Raw genomic sequence first — 18,066 nt, 5'->3', positions numbered from 1 at the left:
ATGCGGGTCAGCGGCACGGCCCGCCCCGGGTTCGACGGCGTCCGCGATGCCTTCGCCGATGTCGTCGCGGACAGCCGCGGGGGTGCGGCGTTCTCCGTCGTCCGGCACGGCGAGGTGCTCGTGGACCTCTGGGGCGGGCTCGCCGACCCCGAGCGGCGCCTGCCGTGGCGCGAGGACACGCTGTGCGTGCTGTTCTCCGGGACGAAGGGCGTGATGGCCGCCGTCGTCGCCGCGCTCGGCGTGCTGGACCCCGGCTCCGAGGTGCGGCGGTACTGGCCGGGGTTCACCGCAGGGGTCCGGGTGCACCACGTGCTCGCCCACACGGCCGGCCTGCCCTATGTGGAGGCCGATCACGACCTGCTCGACAATCGCGCGTGCGCGGACCTCCTCGCGACGCAGGCTCCACTGTGGACCCCGGGAACGCGCGTGGCCTACCACGCGCTGACCTACGGCTACCTCGTGGCCGAGCTGCTGCGCAGGACCACCGGGCGCTCGGCGGGCCAGGCCGTCGCCGAGGTGCTGGCCCGGCCGCACGCGCTGGACCTGCACCTCGGCACGCCGGCCCACCTCGACGAGCGTGTCGCGAGGCTGGTGCGGGCGCCGGACTACCGGATCAGCACGTTCCTGGACGACCCCGAGCGGCGGCGGATCGTCGAACGGATGTACGCGGGCCTGCTCGACTCGGACGACCTGATCAACTCGGCGCGCTACCGCAGGGCCGAGCTCGCGGCGGGTGGCGCGACCGGCACCGCCAGGGCGATGGCGACGCTCTACGACCTGCTCGCCGCGGGCCGCGTCGCCTCACGCGACGCGCTCGCTCTCGCCACGCGCACCTGGTCGGTGGGCACCGACGCGATCAACGACCGGCCCGTTCACTTCGGGCTCGGCTTCGAGCTGCCCGACCCGATCGGCACGTACGGCCCGGCGACGACGGCCTTCGGCCACTCGGGAGCCGGCGGCGGCAGGCACGGGGCATGGCCCGAGGCCGGGCTGGGATTCTCGTTCCTCACCAACGAACTACGCGCCGAGAACGCCGACGGCAGGGCCGACCGCCTGCTCGCCGCACTGCACGACGCGCTCTGACCGGCCCCGCCGGGATCACCAGGGCGTGTTGTCCTCTTCCTCTGGGTCACCGCCGCCCGCACGGCGGGCCGGTGGCGTTCCCCCGGCCCGAGGCTCGGCGGCGCCGCCCGAGGACGGGGCCGGCGGGGGCGTGGGCTGCGGCGGCTCCGGGGGTCCGGACGGGCCGTCCTGCGGGTCCCCTGGGTCGGGGAACCGGTTGCGCAGCGAGTCGAGCAGCGTCGTGCGGGTCCGCGGGTCCTCGTCGCCCAGCTGCTCGGTCATCACCTCGGCGACCCGCTCGGTGATCCCCGACTGCGCCTGGCGCATCGTGCTGAGCACCATGCGGGCGAGCTCCTCCGGCGGGATCGTCCGTGTCCTGGAGCCGAACTCGAGGTCCGACACCACGCCGTCGGCGCCGACGGTCACGCGCACCGTGCCGTCCGGGCTCGACGCCGTCAGCCGCAGCTGCTCCGTGCGCTCCTGCGCCGCCTTGTACCGCTCGGCCTTGCGCGCGAATCCGGCGGCCCAGTCGTCGATCCGCCGCTTCGCCTCCTCCGGGTCGCGCATCGCCTCGCCGAACGCACCGGCACCGGTCATTTCTTACCGCCCTTGCCGTCCTTGAACAAATCCGGATGCGATTCCTTGTCCGCCCAGCCGGGACGGTCCTTGCCCGCCTCGACGCCGCCGATGCGGCTGCCCGGCCGGTTCTCCCAGTCGGACAGTGACCCGTGGCTTCCGCTCGGCTTGTCCATCTGGTTGAACCGGTCGATCATCGCGTCGACGTCGTCCGCCGTGTACGCGTCCGGGTTCCTGCCGAGGTCCACCCACTGCCGCCGGGCGTCCTTCCAGTCCTCGAGCTGCTGGGTCGTGCCGCCCGGCCAGTCGAAATCCGCGTTGAACCGCACGTCGTCGAGGAACTCCCGCCGCCTCACCGGATCCTTGATCTCGTCCGCCGCCGCCATGATGTCCCCGGCGAACTCGTTGCGGATCTCGTGCAGGTAGCCAGAGGACTCGTAGAACGCCTTCCTCGGGTCCTTCGGCGCCTCCGGAAGGCCGTCCTTCCCCAGGTGGGTGCCGTCGATCTTGCTCTCGATGATGTCGAACTTGTCAACGGTGGCGCCGATGGAGGTGTTCGGTTTGCCGGGGCCGAGCGGGAGGTTGCTGATATTGCTGTTCGCTTCCCGCAGCTTCTCGACGTACTTCTCGGTCGCCGCCTTGTGCTCGGGCGTGCCCGGCGCATATGTCTGGTTCACCCACGACCTGAGGCTGTCGCGCATCGTCTGGAACGACACGATGTGCCGCTTGTCGAACTGGCCGCCGCTCTTGTATGCCGGGTTGTTCGGGTCGTTCTTCTGATGCTTGATGTTGGTCTGCGTCGCGCTCTTGAACTCCGGCCTGTCCCAGGGGTCGTCGCTCTTGGTCTTGGTCTTCTTGGCAGACGGCTGCGTGCCGCTCCCGTCGCTCTTGCGCTTCCGGCCCGCGCCGCCCGGGTTGGGGCTGGGCGCGCTGCCGCCGGAGTTCTTGGGGCGCTGCCTGATCGGCAGGTTGACCGCCGGCGGTGTCTTACCACCCGCCGAGGGGGTCGTGCAGCTGTTCATCAGACCGAGCGCGTCGAACTCGGCGAACGGGTCGGCGACGTAGGCGACCGGGTTCGGTCCCGGCTCCAGGCCAAGCGGGTCCTGGCTGACGTACCGCGCGGTCGCCGGGTCGTAGTAGCGGAACACGTTGTAGTGCAGACCGGTCTCCGCGTCCGCGTACTGGCCGGGGAACCGCAGCGGCGTGGCGGCGCGGGCTCCGGGGGAGGGCAGTTCGCGGCCCCACAGCGTCCTGCGGGAGCTCCAGGCGAGGTCGCCGCGCTCGTCGACGAGATCGGTGGGCGTGCCGAGTGCGTCGGTGACGACCGAGTGGAACCGTTCCCCGGCGGGGCCACGTTCGAGCTGGGTGACCGGCGTGTGCTGGCCGGGCAGGCGTTCCCACGTGGTTGCCCGGCGCACGCCGTGAGCGTCCACGTGCACCTGCTCGATCAGCTCGGTGCCGTCCCAGACGAACCGCACCGACTCGGCCACCGAGCCGTCCGGCAGCAGGCACTCCTTGGCGGTGCGCCTGCCCAGCGGGTCGTAGTGGTAGCGCCAGCGCAGCCCTTCCGGTGTCCGCACCCCGGTGAGCCGGTCGCCGGTCCAGGCGTACTCCCACACGCGCTCGCCGTCCGGGTGCGCCTCGCGGTGCCGGACCCGGCGACCGAGGGCGTCGTGCTCCACCGCCACGCGCACGGCCGAGGAGCCCACGAGGTTGCCCGCCGGGTCGTACCGCAGCTCCTCACTTCCATCCACAGTGGACATCGAAACGACGCGGCCGGTGACGTCCCGGCTCAGCGTCAGGTGCGGACCGGTGTCGTCCCGCACGGCGGCGAGCCTGCCGTCGGGCTGGTACTCGAAACCGCGTTCGCGCACCGGCCCCGAGGTGGCCAGCAGCCGCTGCGCGGTGAGCCGGCCTCCCTGGCCGAAGGACTGCCGCAGCACGCTCGCCTCGTCGACCTTGCGCGCCGCCGCGCGGCCGTCGTCGTCGAGCAGGAAGCGGACCGTCTGCCCGGCGGTGGCCAGCGCGATCGGCCGGTCCCGCTCGTCGAAGGACCATTCGCTCTCCGCACCCGACGGGGTCCGTCGCCGGATCGTGTTGCGTCCCTCGTCGTAGGCGAAGGTCACGGAAAGGCCGTCGACCGTCTCGCGGACGACGCGCCCGTACTCGTCGCGCTCGAACTCCACCACCGAGGTCGCCGAGGCCACCCGCACGACCTCGCCGACCGGGTCGTAGGCGTAGGTGGTGAGCCCGTCGGGCGCGTGGACCTCGACGAGGTTGCCGAGCACGTCGTACCGGTACTCGGTGACTCCGCCCTCCGGGCCCTGCGAGCGCACGAGCTGTCCGGCCGCGTCGTAGCCGTAGGCCCACGTCCTGCCGTCGAAGTCGGTCTGCCCGGCCAGCCTGCCCGCGGCGTCGTAGCGGAAGGACCACACTCGGCCCAGGGGGTCGGTGACCGACACCAGCCGCAGCTCGGTGTCGTAGCCGTAGGCCGTGCGCGCGCCCGCGGGGTCGACCATGGCGGTGAGCAGGTCGAACGGACCGTACTCGCGCCGGGTGACCCGGCCGAGCTCGTCGATGTGCTCGGTCTCGTTGCCCTCTCCGTCATAGCGCCACAGCGCGCGCTCCCGGCGGGGACCGGTCCGGGAGGCACGCTGCCCGTCGACCGTCCAGCCCAGCAGAACCACTCCCCCATCGGCCTCCCGCACCGCGCGGGGCCTGCCGAACTGGTCGCGCTCCACCGGTTCCGGCTCGGCGGCGGGTTCCGGCGCGGGCAGCCCCGCGGTGGCGACGCCCACCGGCTCCCGCACGGGGTCGGGCGCGGCGCCGTCGGCGTAGAACCGGCGCCAGACCCGGCCGTCTCCGTACACGGCGACCGAAGCAGGCACCCCGTCCTCGAGGGTGAGGACGCTGCCGTCGGGGCGCGTGACCCGCAGCGGCCTGCCCTCGTCGTCGTAGGCGTACCGGGTGACGCGGCCCAGCGGATCGGTGCGGGAGAGCAGCCGGTCGTAGCGGTCCCACTCGAAGGCCGTGACGTTGCCGAGCGGGTCGGTCTCCCGGACGGTCTGGCCCGCGTCGTTCAGCTCGAACACGCTGGTGTGGCCGAGCGAGTCGGTGTGCCGGGTGCGCCCGCGCCGCCGGTCGTACTCGAACACGCCGTCCAGGAAGCCCTCGGCGCCCACCGTGCGCACGCACCGGCCTGCCGAGTCGTAGACGTAGCGGTACCAGACTCCGTTGCGGTCCTGCCAGCCCGTCAGCCTGCCCTCGGCGTCGTAGTCGTACCGCAGCGGCAGGCCGGAGGAGTTCACGACCTCGCTGAGCCTGCCCTCCTCGTCGTAGCGGTAGGTCAGCACGCGCACGTCCGGCGCCCCGTCGGCGCCGAGCACGCTCAGCTCCACCAGCCGCGCGCCGTCCGACCGGAGTCCCACCCGGATACCGCTGGAGTGCGTCAGCCGGACGGGCACGCCCGCGTCGTCGTAGGCGAACTCGGTGCGCGCACCGTCGGCGTGCTCGACGGCCCGCAGCGGCAGCAACCGCCCGGTCCCGGCGAAATGCAGTGTCCTGCCGGGAACCGGCTGGGCGACTGTGAAGCCACCGTCAGCGTGCCGGGACAGCGGCCAGCGTGGTCCCTCCACCGGAAGCACCGTGTCACCGGCGGCGGGCACCGGGTAGACCAGGATGACGCCGTCGGGGCCGACGAAACAGACGTCCGTGGCGTCGACCTCCAGCCGCTGGTCCACTGTGGACGCCCAGGACGGGCCGAACCAGCGGCCCGCGCGGTACGACGAGACGTGCACGCGCTCCAGCAGCAGCTCCGGCAACTCCAGGTCGGCCTGCGGCAGGATCACCTCGCCGGTGGCGACGTCGACCGGGTCGCCCTTGCAGTTGCGGTCCGGGGGCCGCACCGATCGTTCGCGCGCGGGGTCGGGCTTGACGGAGCTGGCCGTGGTGGCGTCGCCGCCCTTCTTCGGCTGCTGGACCGGGGGCGGCGGAGGCGTCGAGGTGACGTCGTTCTTGGGGGCGGGCTCGGTCTTGGGCGGGTCCGTCTTCGGCGGCTGTGGCGGGTCGGTCTTGCCGGTGTCGCCGCTGGCGACGGTGCCGCCGCCCCTGTCGCCACTGGCGGTGGTTTGGCCGCCGGTGGAGCCGGGGCTCTCGTACTTGTCGCCCTTGAAGTCGGTGTCGCCGGGCTTCGGCTCCGGGCCGCTCCTGACCGGCGGCGGGACGTCGATCTTGCCGTCCTTGATGCGCTTCAGCGCGGCGGCGGCGTCGCTGAAGGAGTCGCCGAGCGAGCGCAGCAGCGGCGAGAGCTTCGACAGCGCGTCCACCAGTTTCTTGGTGAGGTCGGCGATCTGCGTGGCCGTCTTCGCCACCGCGGCCACGACCTGCGGCACTACCCACGCCATGCCGATGCCGAGCGTCAGCAGCACCTGCAGCGCCCAGCTGATCATGTGCCCGACGAGGTCGGCGATGATGTCGCGCACGAGCGTCCGCACGGCGCCCACGACCTCGCCTGCCGTGCCGATACCGCTGGAGGCGCCGTCGGCGGCGGACTGGGCGGCGGTGATCAGCGTGGCCGTGTCAGCGCCGCGTTCGCGGTAGGAGTCGGCGGCGGGCCCGGTCCAGCCGGCCGTGTCCTCCTCGATCAGCCTCCGCAGGTCGGCGCTGATCGCCGTCAGCTCGGTGCTGACGTTCTTCCAGGTCTCCGAGTGCGCCTTGATGGTGTCCGGGTCGCCCGTGAGCCCGTCGAGCGCGTCGGAGAGCGGGCCGACGTGCTCCATCAGCCAGCCGACCCCGGCGGACAGGATGGCGCCGAACGGGTCCATCGCCATGCCCAGCGCGTCGAGCCCCGCGCCGACCGCGCCGAGCACGGCGCCGGCCCACTCACCGCTCTCGATCGCCTTGGTGGTGTCGTTCACCGACTCCAGCAGCGGTATCCCGGAGAACGCCTCGGTCGAGTCCTGAACCTCTGCCACCAGAGGGTTGCCCACAGCGCGTCCCTTTCCTCGTCCGTCAGACGTCGCGTACCCGCACCGCTGCCAGGTCCCGTTCGAAGCCGGTCATCGGCACCGTGTGGGCCTTGTCGGACTCGCGGTAGGTGTCGGCGGCCTTGCGGACGTTGTCCGCCGTCACCGTCACGCCCTCGACTGCCGCGTCGAGGGCCTCCAATCCCTTTTCCTCCATCGGGTTCACGACCGGTGGGAGGAACGAGCAGAGCAGCCCGTAGGCGCTGTCGTCCATGCTGACGGTCTGCGCGGCGGACACGGCCACCCGCAGCCGGTCGGTGATGCCGTCCAGGTGGCTCGCGTGCGCGACGAGGTCCTCGGGCACGACTTCGAACGCCATCGGTGGTGCCTCCCCAGGCTTCACAAGCACACCGACCAGCGCCGTCGCCAGCCGCGGCTATCCGATCTCGACGGAGGGCACGAAGATCATTCCCGCGCCCGGCACCGACCATAACAGCCCGGACCGACCTGATGGTGGACCAGACCACAAGGTGCTCAACTGAGCGCTCAAAGGCGCTGCGGCGGCACTCCGTCGTCGTCCGGGGTGAGGACGGCCGGTGCTCCCGCCACCCGGTTTCCGGCTGTCGTGGACCACGAGCAGCCCGACCTCGACCCGGGTGCGGGTGACGCCCTGGCTGGTGACCGGCTTGCCGTCGACGACGGCCCGTATGGGCTCATCGTGCGCCCGGCCCCGGACGGCCGGAATGCCAGCGCTCTGACAGTTCCTGCCATGGCCGCCGGGTCCGACGACCTCGACCGGCCCGTCGGACTCAACCACCGGCAGCCGGGCATTCACCCCACGGTTCAGGACAGCACGCGGTAGGTGACGTGCGTGACCGAGCCCGCCGCCCGCGACTCCACCTGCTCGAGTTCCAGCGCCGGAACCCCGTCGAACAACCGCGTGCCCGCGCCGAGAGTGACCGGCACGATGTGCAGCCGCAGCTCGTCGACCAGGCCCGCGGTGAGGTACTGGTTGATGGTGGTGGCGCCGCCATGGATCGAGACGTCGCCGTTCCCGGCAGCGTGGCGCGCACGTTTCAACGCGGACTCGATTCCGTCGGTGACGAAGTGGTAGGTGGTGCCGCCATCCATCGGCTGCGGATCGCGCGGGTAGTGGGTGAGCACGAACACCGGGGCGTGGAACGGCGGATTGTCGCCCCACCATCCGTTCCACTGCCGATCCCATTCGCCACGCACCGGGCCGAACATGTTCCGCCCCATGATGAAAGCCTTGGCCACGTTCATCCGCTCGACCTCTGCCCGGTTCTCCTCGGGACTGTCGAACATCCAGGCGTGCAGCTTGCCGCCCCAGCCGTCAGCGCCATCGTCGCCGAACGGGCGGTCCTCGGTCTGGTTCAGCCCGGCCGAGTATCCGTGGGCCGAGATCGACAGTTCACAGGTCACCTTGCCGGTACGTGTGGTCATCTCTCTGTCCTCCTCGTGACACGGTCACCGGAACAGACCCAGGACCCCGCCGAAACTCATCGGTGAGGGGGACACGCCAGAAAGGCGCCAGGGGTTCGCCGGCGTCGTGTGGTGGGCGGCGGCTGCCCTCACCGGAGTCCAGGAGAATGTCCGGAGGCCCTCGTGATCCGCACCCGCACCGGCACACCGGCCTCGCCAGCCGCCGAGGCGCCCCGCAGTGGCTGGGCGGGCACCTGGCATACGGAGGATCGGGAACGATCCAAGCCCCCTCCACGGACGGTGAGGTGAACCTGACGCAAACCCGCGTCCGCACAAGCCTCTCCGCACTGCGTCACCGTCTATTGTGGCCGATTCGGTCGCGGGGACGAGAGCACCTCCTCGAAGCTCGAGAGGACGCCCGCCGATCACGGCCCGGCGGGCGATCAGGACTCCTGGGGCTTGCGAACCAGCAGCTGGGCCTGCTGGAACTGCCGCTCGTCCTCGTGAGGCTCGCGCAGCAACCGGGCGACCTCGACGAACCCGGCCTGGCGCGACAGTTCCGCCAGACTGTCAGGCGACCATCGATAGGCGAGCGTCACTTTGTGATCGAACTCCCGCGGCAGGGGGTCGTCACCAGCGAAGAATCCGAGCAGCAGGTGACCGCCCGGCGCCAGCACTCGCCGGAACTCGGTGAACACGACCGGCAGCTGCCGCGGTGGTGTGTGGATGATGGAGTAGAACGCGAGAATGCCGCCGAGAACTCCGTCGGCGAGGTCCAAGGCGGTCATCGACCCCTCTTCGAACCGCAGATCCGGATGGGCTCGGCGGGCAAGGGCGACCATCTCGGAGGACAGGTCGATGCCGAAGGTGGCCGGCCCGAGCGCGTGCAGATGCGCGGTCACCTGACCGGGGCCACATCCGATGTCGGCGACCGGTCCGGCGTTGTGGGCCCGCACAAGTTCGGCGAAAGCGGCCAGCATCGCACGTTCCATCGGCAAGGTCTCGAGCACATTGCTGAAAAGTTCGGCGTAGCGGGACGCAACGGCGTCGTAGGCACTCCTGGTGTCATGCAGGACGGAGGGTTCGGTCACGGCGGAAACCATAGCCCGCTGCCGGTGCGGAGACCTGACTGCCGGACCGGTCGAGCTGTCCAGGTCACGAGGAAGGTCGGCCCACCTGCGAGCGCCACAACGAAGAGGAACGAGCGAGACACGCGGATGGAGGGCGGCGCCGCACTCGTGGCCGGCGGGACGTGCGGACAGGGGCCGGGCTCGCCCGTGAACCGCGACCCCGGTTCCGACCGGACGCCGCACAGCGCCCGCATCGCCGACTGCGGTCGCACCCTGCGCCGGCGCCCTCGGCGGGGCCGCCACGCTGCCGGGCCCGCTCGGCACCGGATTCGCCATCATCGACCCGGCGCTCGCGTCGAGCTGGGACCGCCATCGCGGTCGCCCCTACGACATGCGACCGGCGCCGTCCCCGGACAGCCCGTCGACCGCGTCGCGCGCCCGGAGCCACTCCGCGTACAGCGCCGCGTAGCGCGCCGCGCGGGCCGGATCGGGCTCCACCTCGCGTGGCGCGCCGACGAGCCGCGTGCGCAGTACGTCCGGGTCGGTGACCTCCCCAGAGCCGATGAACGCGAGTGAGGCGGCGCCGAGCAGGGTCACGTCGGGCTCCCTCGACACCAGCAGCGGCCGGCCGAGCACGTCCGCGCGCAGCCGGGCGACGTGCGGGCTGCGGGCGGAGCCCCCGGCGAACGCCACGGGCAGCCGGCCAGAGGGGTCGAGCAGGTCCAGCCCCTCGCGCACCGTGTACGTCGCGGCCTCCTGCGCGGCGCGCAGCAGGTGGGCCGCGTCGTGCTCGGGCCGCTGCCCGAGCAGCGCGCCGCGTGAGCCGGGCCGCCACAGCGGGAAGCGCGCCCCGGTCATGGCCGGGAGCACGACGAGTCCGTCGGCCCCCGGCGCAACGGCGGCGAGGCGCTCGTCCTCGACCGAGCCCGCCAGTGCCCGCCAGCGGGCGACCGCGCCGCCGGTGAGCCCGGTGGCCCCGCCCGCCACGAACCGTTCAGGCAGCACCGACGGGTTGAGTACCGCGCCGGGCGGCGTGGCACTCCCCGCGGGAAGCAGGCGGCCGACGACATCGGTGGTGCCCGCGACGTCGGCGAGTACGTCCTCGCGTGTGCCCAGCAGCAGGCCGAGCCCGACGGAGCCGTCGGGGCCGCCCGCCACCACGGGCAGCCCCTCGGGCAGTCCCGTGTCCTCGGCCGCCTCCCGGGTGAGCTCGCCGACGACCGACGCCGGTTCGGCCTGCGGCGGGAACAGCGCCGGGTCGAGCCCGACCCGGGCAAGCGTCGCGGTGTTCCACGCGCGGCCGTGCACGTCGGACGCCAGCGTGTAGGCGGCGTCCACGGTGTCGGTGACCACGCGTCCGGTCAGGCGGGCCACCAGGTAGTCCTTGGGCGAAAGGACGGCCGCGACGCGCTCGGCCACCCGGGGGTCGAGTCCGAGCAGGTAGGCCAGCGCTCCCCCCGTCGGCGCCGGGCGGCCGGAGGCCCGCAGGAGGTCGCGCGTGGTGTCCTCGTCGAGTGCGGCGATCCGATCGGTGCCGCGCGGGTCGGCCCACCCTCCCCCGGCCTCGACGGGCCGGAGAACGGCGTCCACCGCGACCGTGCCGATGTGCGCGGCGATCGCCAGCGCCGACGGCCGCGGACCACCGGCAAGCCCGGCGAGCGCGGCGACGACGTCCTTGTGCAGTGCCTCGGGGTCGAAGGTCTCGCCACCGATTCCCGAGGCCCTGCGGATCTGGTTCGCTGTGACGACCTGCCCGTCGGCGTGCACGAGCGCCGCGCGCACGGCCGAGGTGCCGACGTCGACCGCCACGACGACGCCGCTCATTCGGCGTCGATCCGCAGCAGCACGGGGAACGCGGGCAGCGTCCAGCTCGTGGTGAACTCGACGACCTCGGCGGCCGCGCCGTAGGTGGTACGCCGGGCCTCGAGGACGGCGCCGCCCGGCTCGGCGTCGAGCAGCCCCGCCTGCTCGGCGGTCAGCAGCGCACCGGTCATGGACTGGTCGGCGTAGCGCAGCTGCACGCCGAACCGCTCGGTGAGCGTCCGGTAGAGCGAACCGCCGAGCAGCGGCTCGCGGCACAGTGACGGGGCCACCGAGTAGGGCACCCAGGCATCCTGCAGCGCGGCGGGCGCGCCGCCGATCAGGCGCACGCGAGTGACGCGGTTGACCACGTCGCCCTCGGCGATGCCGAAGACGGCGGCCACCTCCGCCGTGGCCGGGCCGGTCTCGGCGCGCACCACCCGGCTCGACACCTCACCCGCGGTGCCCGCGATCTCGTCGGCGAACGAGCGGAGCCGGTTGAGCCTGCGCCCGCGCTTCGCCGTCTCGCTGACGAACGTGCCGCTGCCCTGCCTGCGCACGACGAAGTTGTCGGAGTCGAGCAGGTCGAGCGCCTGGCGGACGGTCATCCGGCTGACGCCGTACTGCCTGGCGAGGTCGTTCTCGCCGGGCAGCTGTGCCGCGGGCGCCAAGAGCCCCTCCTGGATCTGCGACACGATGTCGTCGTAGATCACGCGATACCTGGGTGCGTGCGCCATGATCAGATCGCTCCCGCCTCGCGCAGCCGGGCCACGTCCTCGCCCGACATACCAAGGATCGTCCGGTAGACGTACTCGTTGTCCTCACCCACCCGAGGGGGCGCCTTGCGGACCGTGGGCGGGGTCTTCTCCAGCTTGACCGGGTTGCCGGGCATCCGGATCATGCCGAGCTCGGGGTGCTCGGACTCGACGATCATGTCACGCGCGGCGATCTGCGGTGAGCGAGCCACCTCAGCGACCGAGGCGACCTTGGCGTAGGGCACCCCGGCGTCGTCGAGCACCCGCGCGATCTCGTCGGTGGTCAGGGTCGCCGCCCATGCGCCGATCTCGCCCTCCAGGTACTCCTGGTGCGCCATCCTGCCCTCGACGCTGCCGAAGCGCGGGTCGTCGGCGAGCTCCGGCCGCTTCATCACCTCGCACAGCCTCGGGAACAGCGACGCCGTGCCCGCCTGGATGTAGATCGGACCGTCCGCGGCCTCGTACACGTTGACCGGGGCCGTGAGCAGGTCCCGCGACCCGCTGCGCGGCATGTCCTGCCCAAGCATCAGCTCCGACATGAGCCGGATGCCCAGCGCGGAGAACATCGTGTCGAACGACGCGATGTCCACCAGCTGGCCCTCGCCCGTGCGCTCCCGGTGCAGGATCGCCATGAGTGCGCCGATCGCGCCCTGGTAGCCCGTGGTGTAGTCGGCGATGTAGGTGCCGCTCAGCGTCGGTTTGCCGTCGGGCTCCCCGGTCATGCTCATCAGCCCCGACGACGCCTGGGAGATCGCGTCGAACAGCGCCCTGCGCGAATCGGGCCCGGTCTGGCCGAACCCGGAGATCGACACGAGGATGATGTCGGGGTTGAGCTCCTTCATGCGCTCGTAGCCGATGCCCATCTTCTCGATCGTGCCCGGCCGGTAGTTCTCCACCACCACGTCGGCCCATTCGATGAGCCGCTCCAGGATGCCGAGGGCCTCGGGGTGGCGGGTGTCGAGGCTCGCGTCGTACTTGTTCCGGTGGTACAGGAACATGTAGATGCTCTCGTCGCGGTAGTACGGCCCGTGGTGGCGCGAGTCCTCTCCCCCCGGCCGCTCGAGCTTCACCACCTCGGCCCCGAAGTCGGCCAGTATCTGCGCGCACAGCGGGCCTGCGATGAACCGGGAGAGGTCCAGCACCTTCACTCCGGCGAGCGGCCCCGTTGTCGCGTTCGCCATCGTCGTCATCCCTTCCTCGGCGCCACGAACGACGGAAACGTCCACGCGTTGACGTCGCGGTCGATCGGCACGTCGAACAACACCGGCTCACCCGCGGCGAACGCGTCGGCGACGCCCTGCCGCAGCTTCGACAGGCTCGTCACCACCTCGCCGCCGACCCCCATCGCGCGGGCCGCCATGCCGTAGTCGACCGGTCCGAAGTCGACACCGACCGTGCGGCCGTTGAAGTGCAACTCCTGCTCCTGACGGATGTTGCCATAGCTGGAGTCGTTGAGGACCACGACACAGACGTTGCCGCCGACGCGCGCGAGTGTCTCCAGCTCACCGAGGCTCATGCCGAGCGAGCCGTCGCCGATGAGCGCGAGCACGGGTCGTCGCGGGTCGATCAGCGAGGCCGCGATGGCCGAGGGCAGGGCGAAGCCCATGTTGCCGAAGCCGACCGGCTTGATGTAGCTGTTCGGCCGCGTGATCTCCCAGAGGAACGACCACACGCCGGGGTTGCCCGCGTCGGGGATCAGCAGGGTGTCGTCGGGCGCCACCTCGCGCAGTGTGCGCACGATGTCGGCGGGCGAGAGCGCGCCCTCGGCGTCGGGGTCGCGGACCTCGGAACCCTGCCACCACACCGTGCGCGCCTTGCTCAGCGACGCGAGCCACTCGGCCCTGCCCTGCCTGGCGGCTTCCGCACGGTCGCCGACCGCGGTGACGAGATCCCGCGCGAACGAGCCGAGATCGCTCACCACGCCCTGGGTGACTTCGGAGTAGTAGCGCCCGATCATCGCCGGGTCGACGTCGACCTGGATCACCTCCGGCAGGGCCCGCTTCCAGCGGCCGGTGGACACCGCGTTGAGGCTGTTGCCGAGTGCCAGCACGAGGTCGGCGTCGCCGAGCACCTGCCCGGACAGTGCCGTGCCCATGCGGCTCACGGCGCCGAAGACCCGCGGGTGGGTGGTCGGGACGGAGCCGATGCCGTTGAACGTGGTGACCACGGGGATGCCCAGCGCGTCGGCGAGCGCGAGCACGTCGTCACTCGCCCGCGCGCGGTTGCCGCCGTTGCCGAGCCAGATCACCGGCCGCTCCGCGGCGAGCACGCGTTCGGCGACCCTCGCGAGCGCGACCGGATTGGCCGACGGCCGCTCGCCGACCCAGTCGCGGCTCGGGTGCGTCTCGGGCACCGAGGGGTTCGCGACCTCACCCTCGATGGTGTCGCGGGCGAAGTCGAGGTGCACCGGACCGGGGTTGCCGGTCAGCGCGTTGACGTAGGCCTCCTCCATCGCCTGTTTGATCGAGGACGCGTGCGCCACGAGGCGGGAGTACTTCACGAGCGGCTTGATCAGCTCGACGTGGTCGGCGTTCTGCGCGTCGTCCTTGTGGATGTTCTCGCCGTTGTTGTTGCACGTGAGGACGAATCCGGGGCTCGAGTCGCGGTAGGCGCCGCCGATGCCGGTGAGCAGGTTGGTCGCGCCGGGCCCGGTGGTGGAGATGCACGCGGCCGGCTTGCCGGTGAGCCTGCCGTAGGCGTCCATCATCACGGCGGCGGCGTTCTCGTGCCGGGTGTGCACGACCTCGATACCCGGGGTGTCGATGATCGCGTCGGTGATCGCCAGCGTCTGCCCGCCGACGACGCCGAAGACGTACTCGACGCCGAAGGAGCGCAGCATGTCGACGACCAGCTGGCCACCGGTCTTGGGATTGCTCATGGAGGTGGTTCCGCTTTCTGTTGTCGGTGCGGTCGGTCAGGTCGCGGGCACGGTCACGCTCGCCCAGCCGGCCGTCATCAGCCTGCTGTCGGAGTCGCGGCGCACCCAGATCTCGAGCTCGACGTCGAGCCCGCCATCGACGGGGGTCACCGCGGTGACGACGCCGGTCGAGGTGAACGGGTCGAAGACGTCGAGCGGGGCGAGGAACTTAACCCGCAGCCAGCCGGAGGTGAGGAACGACGGTCCACAACGGAGGGTGAGCAGCTGGGCGAGCACGCCGAACTGCTGCTGCCCCTGCACGATCGGCATGCGCAGACCGCCCGCGCGGGCCACGTCGATGTCGTTGTGGATGTTGCGCACGTACTCGCCGATCCGGCTGAACACCGCCGCCTGCTCGGCGGTGATCGTCTTGTGCAGCGGGGCGAGCACGTCGCCGGCCCTGGTTCCGGCGTCGACGCTTTCAATCACCCTGGCGTTCTCGGGCACCTCGCCAGTGACACGCTTCTCGGGTCTGGCGGAGCCGCGCCCGCCGATCGCGCCGGGGTTGGTCTTGAGGATCTCGACGCCGCGGTGGCGCACGATGCTGCGCCCGTCCTCGCCGGTGGCCCGCGCCTCCATCACGACGTAGCCCTCACCGCGGCGCTCGTATGCCTCGGTGTAGGTGCCGCTCAGCGTCACCACCTCGTCGAGCTTCGCCGGGCTGTCGAACCACATCTGTTCCTCGGTGTGGTAGCCGACGACCTTGCTGCCCGCGTAGACGAGGGTGAACAGCTGCACGAGGTCGTTGCCGAGCAGGGCCGCGTGCCCGACGCGGCCGCCGAAGGGGCTGTCGTGCAGCGCCCACGGCGAGTGGTCGTCGTGGGTGAAGGCGTAGCGCTTGATCTTGTGATCGTCCACCACGACCTGGACGGTGCCGAGGTCCTCTGGGATCTCGAGGTTCTCGAACTCCGGCTCCTTGAGCCCGGCCTCCAGGTCGTCGACCTTCAGTGCCCGGCGGGGGTCGGTCAGGTCCCGCCAGGGCCGGTCCGGCGCGTTCGTCATCGGGCCTCCTCGTGCTCTTCGCCGATGCGGGTCATGTCGGCCTTGTTGGTCTCGGGCGCCAGCACCGCGCACACCAGCCCGATCACGGCGCAGACCGCGGTGATGAGCGCGATGGGCCACGGGTCTCCGTCGGTGGCGGCCAGCAGGGCCGTCGAGGCGAGCGGCCACAGTCCGATGAGGATGCTCGGCACCTGCGCGGCGAGCGACAGCCCGGTGTAGCGGACCTTCGTGCCGAACAGCTCCGAGAAGAAGGCCGGTTCGACTCCGTAGAGGGCGCCGACGCCGATCGCGTAGCCCACGGCATAGATCACGTACATCAGCACGACCGCGTCGGCGTCGAGGATCCAGAAGAACGGGAACGAGACCACCACGGCCACCACCGAGCCGAGCACGAACACCGCGCGCCTGCCGATCCGGTCGGACAGGCTGCCGAAGAAGTAGTAGGTGTAGATCGCCAGCGCCGCCGCGACCGTGCCCGCGATGAGCACGTCGGTGCGCGGGATGTCGGTGTAGTTGGTGGCGAACGTCAGGCCGATCGTCAGGATGATGTAGCCGAACACCGCCTCGCCGAGCCGCATGCCCATCGCGAGCAGCAGCGGCCGCTTGAACCGCGTGAACAGCTCGGCGATCGGCATCTTCTCCTTGGCCTTGGCGCTGGCCGCCTGCGCCTCGAGCTTCTCCTGCGCTGCCTGGAACGTGGGCGTCTCGGTCAGCTTGAACCGGATGAACAGGCCAACCGCGATCAGCACGGCGCTGAGCAGGAACGGGACCCGCCAGCCCCACGACAGCAGCGCGTCGTCCGGCAGGGTCGAGACGATCGCGAAGATGCTCGTGGACATCACGAGGCCCACGGCGTTGCCGATCTGGGGGAAGCTGCCGTACGCGCCGCGTTTGCCCTCGGGCGCGTACTCCACGGCGACGAGTGAGGCGCCGCCCCATTCCCCGCCGACGCCGAAGCCCTGGATCAGCCGGAGCAGCACCAGCAGCACCGGGGCCCAGATACCGATGTCGTCGGTGGTGGGCAGGAGTCCGATGAGGAACGTCGAGACGCCCATGAGCATCAGCGTCGTGACGAGCGCGGCCTTGCGCCCGAACTTGTCGCCGAAGTGCCCGAAGACGATGCCGCCGACGGGCCGGGCGAAGAAGCCGACGCCGAACACGGCGAACGCCGAGAGCGTGCCGATGATCGGGTCGTTCTCGTTGGGGAAGAACAGCTGACCGAAGACGAGCGCGGAGGCCGTGCCGAAGATGAAGTAGTCGTACCACTCCACGGCGGTGCCGACGAGGCTCGCGACGGCGGCGCGCTTGGCGAGTTTGGTGCGCTCGGTCTCGGTGGAGGGAGGAGCTGTGGCGGGTTCGGCCATGATGACTCCTTTGTCGATCGGGGGGACGGGGGTGGAACGGGGATCAGAGCAGCGGGGCTGGACGGGAGGGGTCGTCGTCGACCCGCGCGGAGGCCCAGCCGAGCGCCGTGCGCGTGCCGTCGGCCTTGTCGACCCAGACCTCGAGCTCCAGCCTGCCGTCGCCGGTGAGGCCGGAGATCGCGCCGCCCGTGGTCAGCTCGTCGCCGACGAACACGGGCGAGACGAACCGCAGGTCCAGTTCGCCCGAGGTGAAGAAGCTCGCCCCGAAGAAGTCGACGACGTTGGAGATGATGAAACCGGTCTGCTGCTGAGCCTGCACGATCGTGCGATCGAGCCCCGACGCGGCGGCCCTCTCGGGGTGAGTGTGCACATTGGAGTAACCGCGGCCCGCCCACGAGAACACCGACATCTGGTCCTGGGTGAACGCCGTCGAGCGGGAGGGGATGCCGGCGTGCTCGGGCGCGTCGAGCCGTGCGCGCTCGACCACGGGCAGGCCCGCGTCGACCGTGCCTCGGACCGTGCGCGGCCGTTCGTCACCCGCGGCCCTGCCCTTCCCGACCACCTCGCCCGCGACGGTGCGCATGATCTCCTTGCCGACGTGGCGAACCAGTAGCCTGCCGTCGGCCCCGCGGGCCTCGGCCTCGAGCGTCACGTAGCCCTGACCTCGGCGCTCGTACTTCTCGACGTAGCCGCCCTGGATCGTCACCGTTTCCCCGACCGGGATCGGCGCGTGGAACGTCAGGTGCTCGTGGGTGTGCAGTCCCTGTGCCGTGTTGCCGTCGTAGTTCTCGTAGAAGAGGAACAGCAGGTCGTTGGCGAGGACGAGCGGATGGCCGACCGGGCCGCCGAACGGCGACTCCCCGAAGTACCACGACCCGAAGTCGTCCTCGCAGTAGGCGTAGTCGAGCACCTTGCGCCGGTCGACGGTCACGGAGACCGGCCCCATCGGCTCGGGCACCTCGACCAGCTCGTAGCGGGCCTCTTTCAGCTGCGACGGCATTGTCACCTCCAGCGGGATCGGCGATTCGTTGACTAGATGTATAGACGACTAGGCAGAACGTAAGGCCGCGACGGTCCGCCTGTCAACCCGGCACCCCGAGCCCGGGGCGTGCC

General features: G+C 71.3%; 14 protein-coding genes. 2 read left to right on the top strand and 12 right to left on the bottom strand.

The genetic code is table 11. From position 1 onward, the window contains the following. Entirely contained in the window at positions 1 to 1,083 is a 1,083-nt protein-coding gene (locus FCN18_RS05580; RefSeq protein ID WP_113644290.1) for a serine hydrolase domain-containing protein, read from the top strand. 15 nt (positions 1,084 to 1,098) lie between these two features. Here the strand turns inward: FCN18_RS05580 and FCN18_RS05575 are convergent, their stop codons facing one another. Genes FCN18_RS05575 through FCN18_RS05565 form a run of 3 tightly spaced genes read right to left on the bottom strand, consistent with a single transcriptional unit; the run spans position 1,099 to position 6,981 of the window. After that, positions 1,099 to 1,659 (bottom strand): YbaB/EbfC family nucleoid-associated protein, encoded by a 561-nt coding sequence (locus FCN18_RS05575; protein WP_112269874.1) that lies wholly within the window; start codon positions 1,657 to 1,659, stop codon positions 1,099 to 1,101. After that, complete coding sequence (locus FCN18_RS05570; RefSeq protein ID WP_228713671.1) at positions 1,656 to 6,611, bottom strand: RHS repeat-associated core domain-containing protein; 4,956 nt, start codon at positions 6,609 to 6,611, stop codon at positions 1,656 to 1,658. Before FCN18_RS05570 ends, FCN18_RS05575 begins: the two co-directional genes overlap by 4 nt. A 37-nt stretch (positions 6,612 to 6,648) precedes the next feature. Continuing rightward, positions 6,649 to 6,981 carry a type VII secretion target gene (locus FCN18_RS05565; RefSeq protein WP_112269870.1) on the bottom strand — a complete coding sequence of 111 codons (333 nt, stop codon included), beginning with the start codon at positions 6,979 to 6,981 and terminating at the stop codon, positions 6,649 to 6,651. A gap of 246 nt (positions 6,982 to 7,227) precedes the next feature. Between FCN18_RS05565 and FCN18_RS05560 the strand changes: the two genes are divergently transcribed. Continuing rightward, positions 7,228 to 7,464 carry a hypothetical protein gene (locus tag FCN18_RS05560; RefSeq protein WP_137093632.1) on the top strand — a complete coding sequence of 79 codons (237 nt, stop codon included), beginning with the start codon at positions 7,228 to 7,230 and terminating at the stop codon, positions 7,462 to 7,464. On the opposite strand, the gene FCN18_RS05555 is transcribed toward FCN18_RS05560, so the two are convergent. The 9 genes from FCN18_RS05555 to FCN18_RS05515 form a co-directional block, all read right to left on the bottom strand. Beyond that, positions 7,446 to 8,066 carry a dihydrofolate reductase family protein gene (locus FCN18_RS05555; RefSeq protein WP_137093630.1) on the bottom strand — a complete coding sequence of 207 codons (621 nt, stop codon included), beginning with the start codon at positions 8,064 to 8,066 and terminating at the stop codon, positions 7,446 to 7,448. The genes FCN18_RS05560 and FCN18_RS05555 overlap by 19 nt on opposite strands. Positions 8,067 to 8,488: 422 nt before the next feature. Next, on the bottom strand, positions 8,489 to 9,148 hold the full coding sequence (locus tag FCN18_RS05550) for a class I SAM-dependent methyltransferase (RefSeq protein ID WP_137093627.1): 660 nt from the start codon (positions 9,146 to 9,148) through the stop codon (positions 8,489 to 8,491). Positions 9,149 to 9,499: 351 nt separating this feature from the next. After that, positions 9,500 to 10,939, bottom strand: coding sequence for a xylulokinase (locus FCN18_RS05545; protein ID WP_137093624.1), 1,440 nt, complete (start codon positions 10,937 to 10,939; stop codon positions 9,500 to 9,502). Then, positions 10,936 to 11,652 carry a GntR family transcriptional regulator gene (locus FCN18_RS05540; RefSeq protein WP_206077817.1) on the bottom strand — a complete coding sequence of 239 codons (717 nt, stop codon included), beginning with the start codon at positions 11,650 to 11,652 and terminating at the stop codon, positions 10,936 to 10,938. The genes FCN18_RS05545 and FCN18_RS05540 overlap by 4 nt, the downstream gene beginning before the upstream one ends. Positions 11,653 to 11,654: 2 nt before the next feature. Further along, complete coding sequence (locus FCN18_RS05535) at positions 11,655 to 12,851, bottom strand: CaiB/BaiF CoA transferase family protein (RefSeq protein ID WP_137093622.1); 1,197 nt, start codon at positions 12,849 to 12,851, stop codon at positions 11,655 to 11,657. A gap of 5 nt (positions 12,852 to 12,856) precedes the next feature. Then, positions 12,857 to 14,548 (bottom strand): thiamine pyrophosphate-binding protein, encoded by a 1,692-nt coding sequence (locus FCN18_RS05530; protein ID WP_137093619.1) that lies wholly within the window; start codon positions 14,546 to 14,548, stop codon positions 12,857 to 12,859. 36 nt (positions 14,549 to 14,584) lie between these two features. Next, on the bottom strand, positions 14,585 to 15,589 hold the full coding sequence (locus tag FCN18_RS05525) for a hotdog family protein (RefSeq protein ID WP_112269863.1): 1,005 nt from the start codon (positions 15,587 to 15,589) through the stop codon (positions 14,585 to 14,587). Further along, positions 15,586 to 16,953, bottom strand: coding sequence for an MFS transporter (locus FCN18_RS05520; RefSeq protein WP_112269862.1), 1,368 nt, complete (start codon positions 16,951 to 16,953; stop codon positions 15,586 to 15,588). The genes FCN18_RS05525 and FCN18_RS05520 overlap by 4 nt, the downstream gene beginning before the upstream one ends. Positions 16,954 to 16,996: 43 nt before the next feature. Further along, positions 16,997 to 17,953: a MaoC family dehydratase gene (locus FCN18_RS05515; RefSeq protein ID WP_113644294.1), complete on the bottom strand. Its 957-nt coding sequence runs from the start codon at positions 17,951 to 17,953 to the stop codon at positions 16,997 to 16,999. Positions 17,954 to 18,066 lie beyond the last annotated feature (113 nt).

The organism is Prauserella endophytica (genome assembly GCF_005146945.1).
Taxonomy (GTDB): Bacteria; Actinomycetota; Actinomycetes; order Mycobacteriales; family Pseudonocardiaceae; genus Prauserella_A; species Prauserella_A endophytica.
This window is presented reverse-complemented; position numbering and strand designations above follow the sequence as displayed.

Coding starts and splice junctions, on each gene's coding strand:
- FCN18_RS05580 (WP_113644290.1), top strand. CDS start 1: ATGCGGGTCAGCGGCACGGCCCGCCCCGGGTTCGACGGCGTCCGCGAT.
- FCN18_RS05575 (WP_112269874.1), bottom strand. CDS start 1,659: ATGACCGGTGCCGGTGCGTTCGGCGAGGCGATGCGCGACCCGGAGGAG.
- FCN18_RS05565 (WP_112269870.1), bottom strand. CDS start 6,981: ATGGCGTTCGAAGTCGTGCCCGAGGACCTCGTCGCGCACGCGAGCCAC.
- FCN18_RS05555 (WP_137093630.1), bottom strand. CDS start 8,066: ATGACCACACGTACCGGCAAGGTGACCTGTGAACTGTCGATCTCGGCC.
- FCN18_RS05550 (WP_137093627.1), bottom strand. CDS start 9,148: ATGGTTTCCGCCGTGACCGAACCCTCCGTCCTGCATGACACCAGGAGT.
- FCN18_RS05545 (WP_137093624.1), bottom strand. CDS start 10,939: ATGAGCGGCGTCGTCGTGGCGGTCGACGTCGGCACCTCGGCCGTGCGC.
- FCN18_RS05540 (WP_206077817.1), bottom strand. CDS start 11,652: ATGGCGCACGCACCCAGGTATCGCGTGATCTACGACGACATCGTGTCG.
- FCN18_RS05535 (WP_137093622.1), bottom strand. CDS start 12,851: ATGGCGAACGCGACAACGGGGCCGCTCGCCGGAGTGAAGGTGCTGGAC.
- FCN18_RS05530 (WP_137093619.1), bottom strand. CDS start 14,548: ATGAGCAATCCCAAGACCGGTGGCCAGCTGGTCGTCGACATGCTGCGC.
- FCN18_RS05525 (WP_112269863.1), bottom strand. CDS start 15,589: ATGACGAACGCGCCGGACCGGCCCTGGCGGGACCTGACCGACCCCCGC.
- FCN18_RS05520 (WP_112269862.1), bottom strand. CDS start 16,953: ATGGCCGAACCCGCCACAGCTCCTCCCTCCACCGAGACCGAGCGCACC.
- FCN18_RS05515 (WP_113644294.1), bottom strand. CDS start 17,953: ATGCCGTCGCAGCTGAAAGAGGCCCGCTACGAGCTGGTCGAGGTGCCC.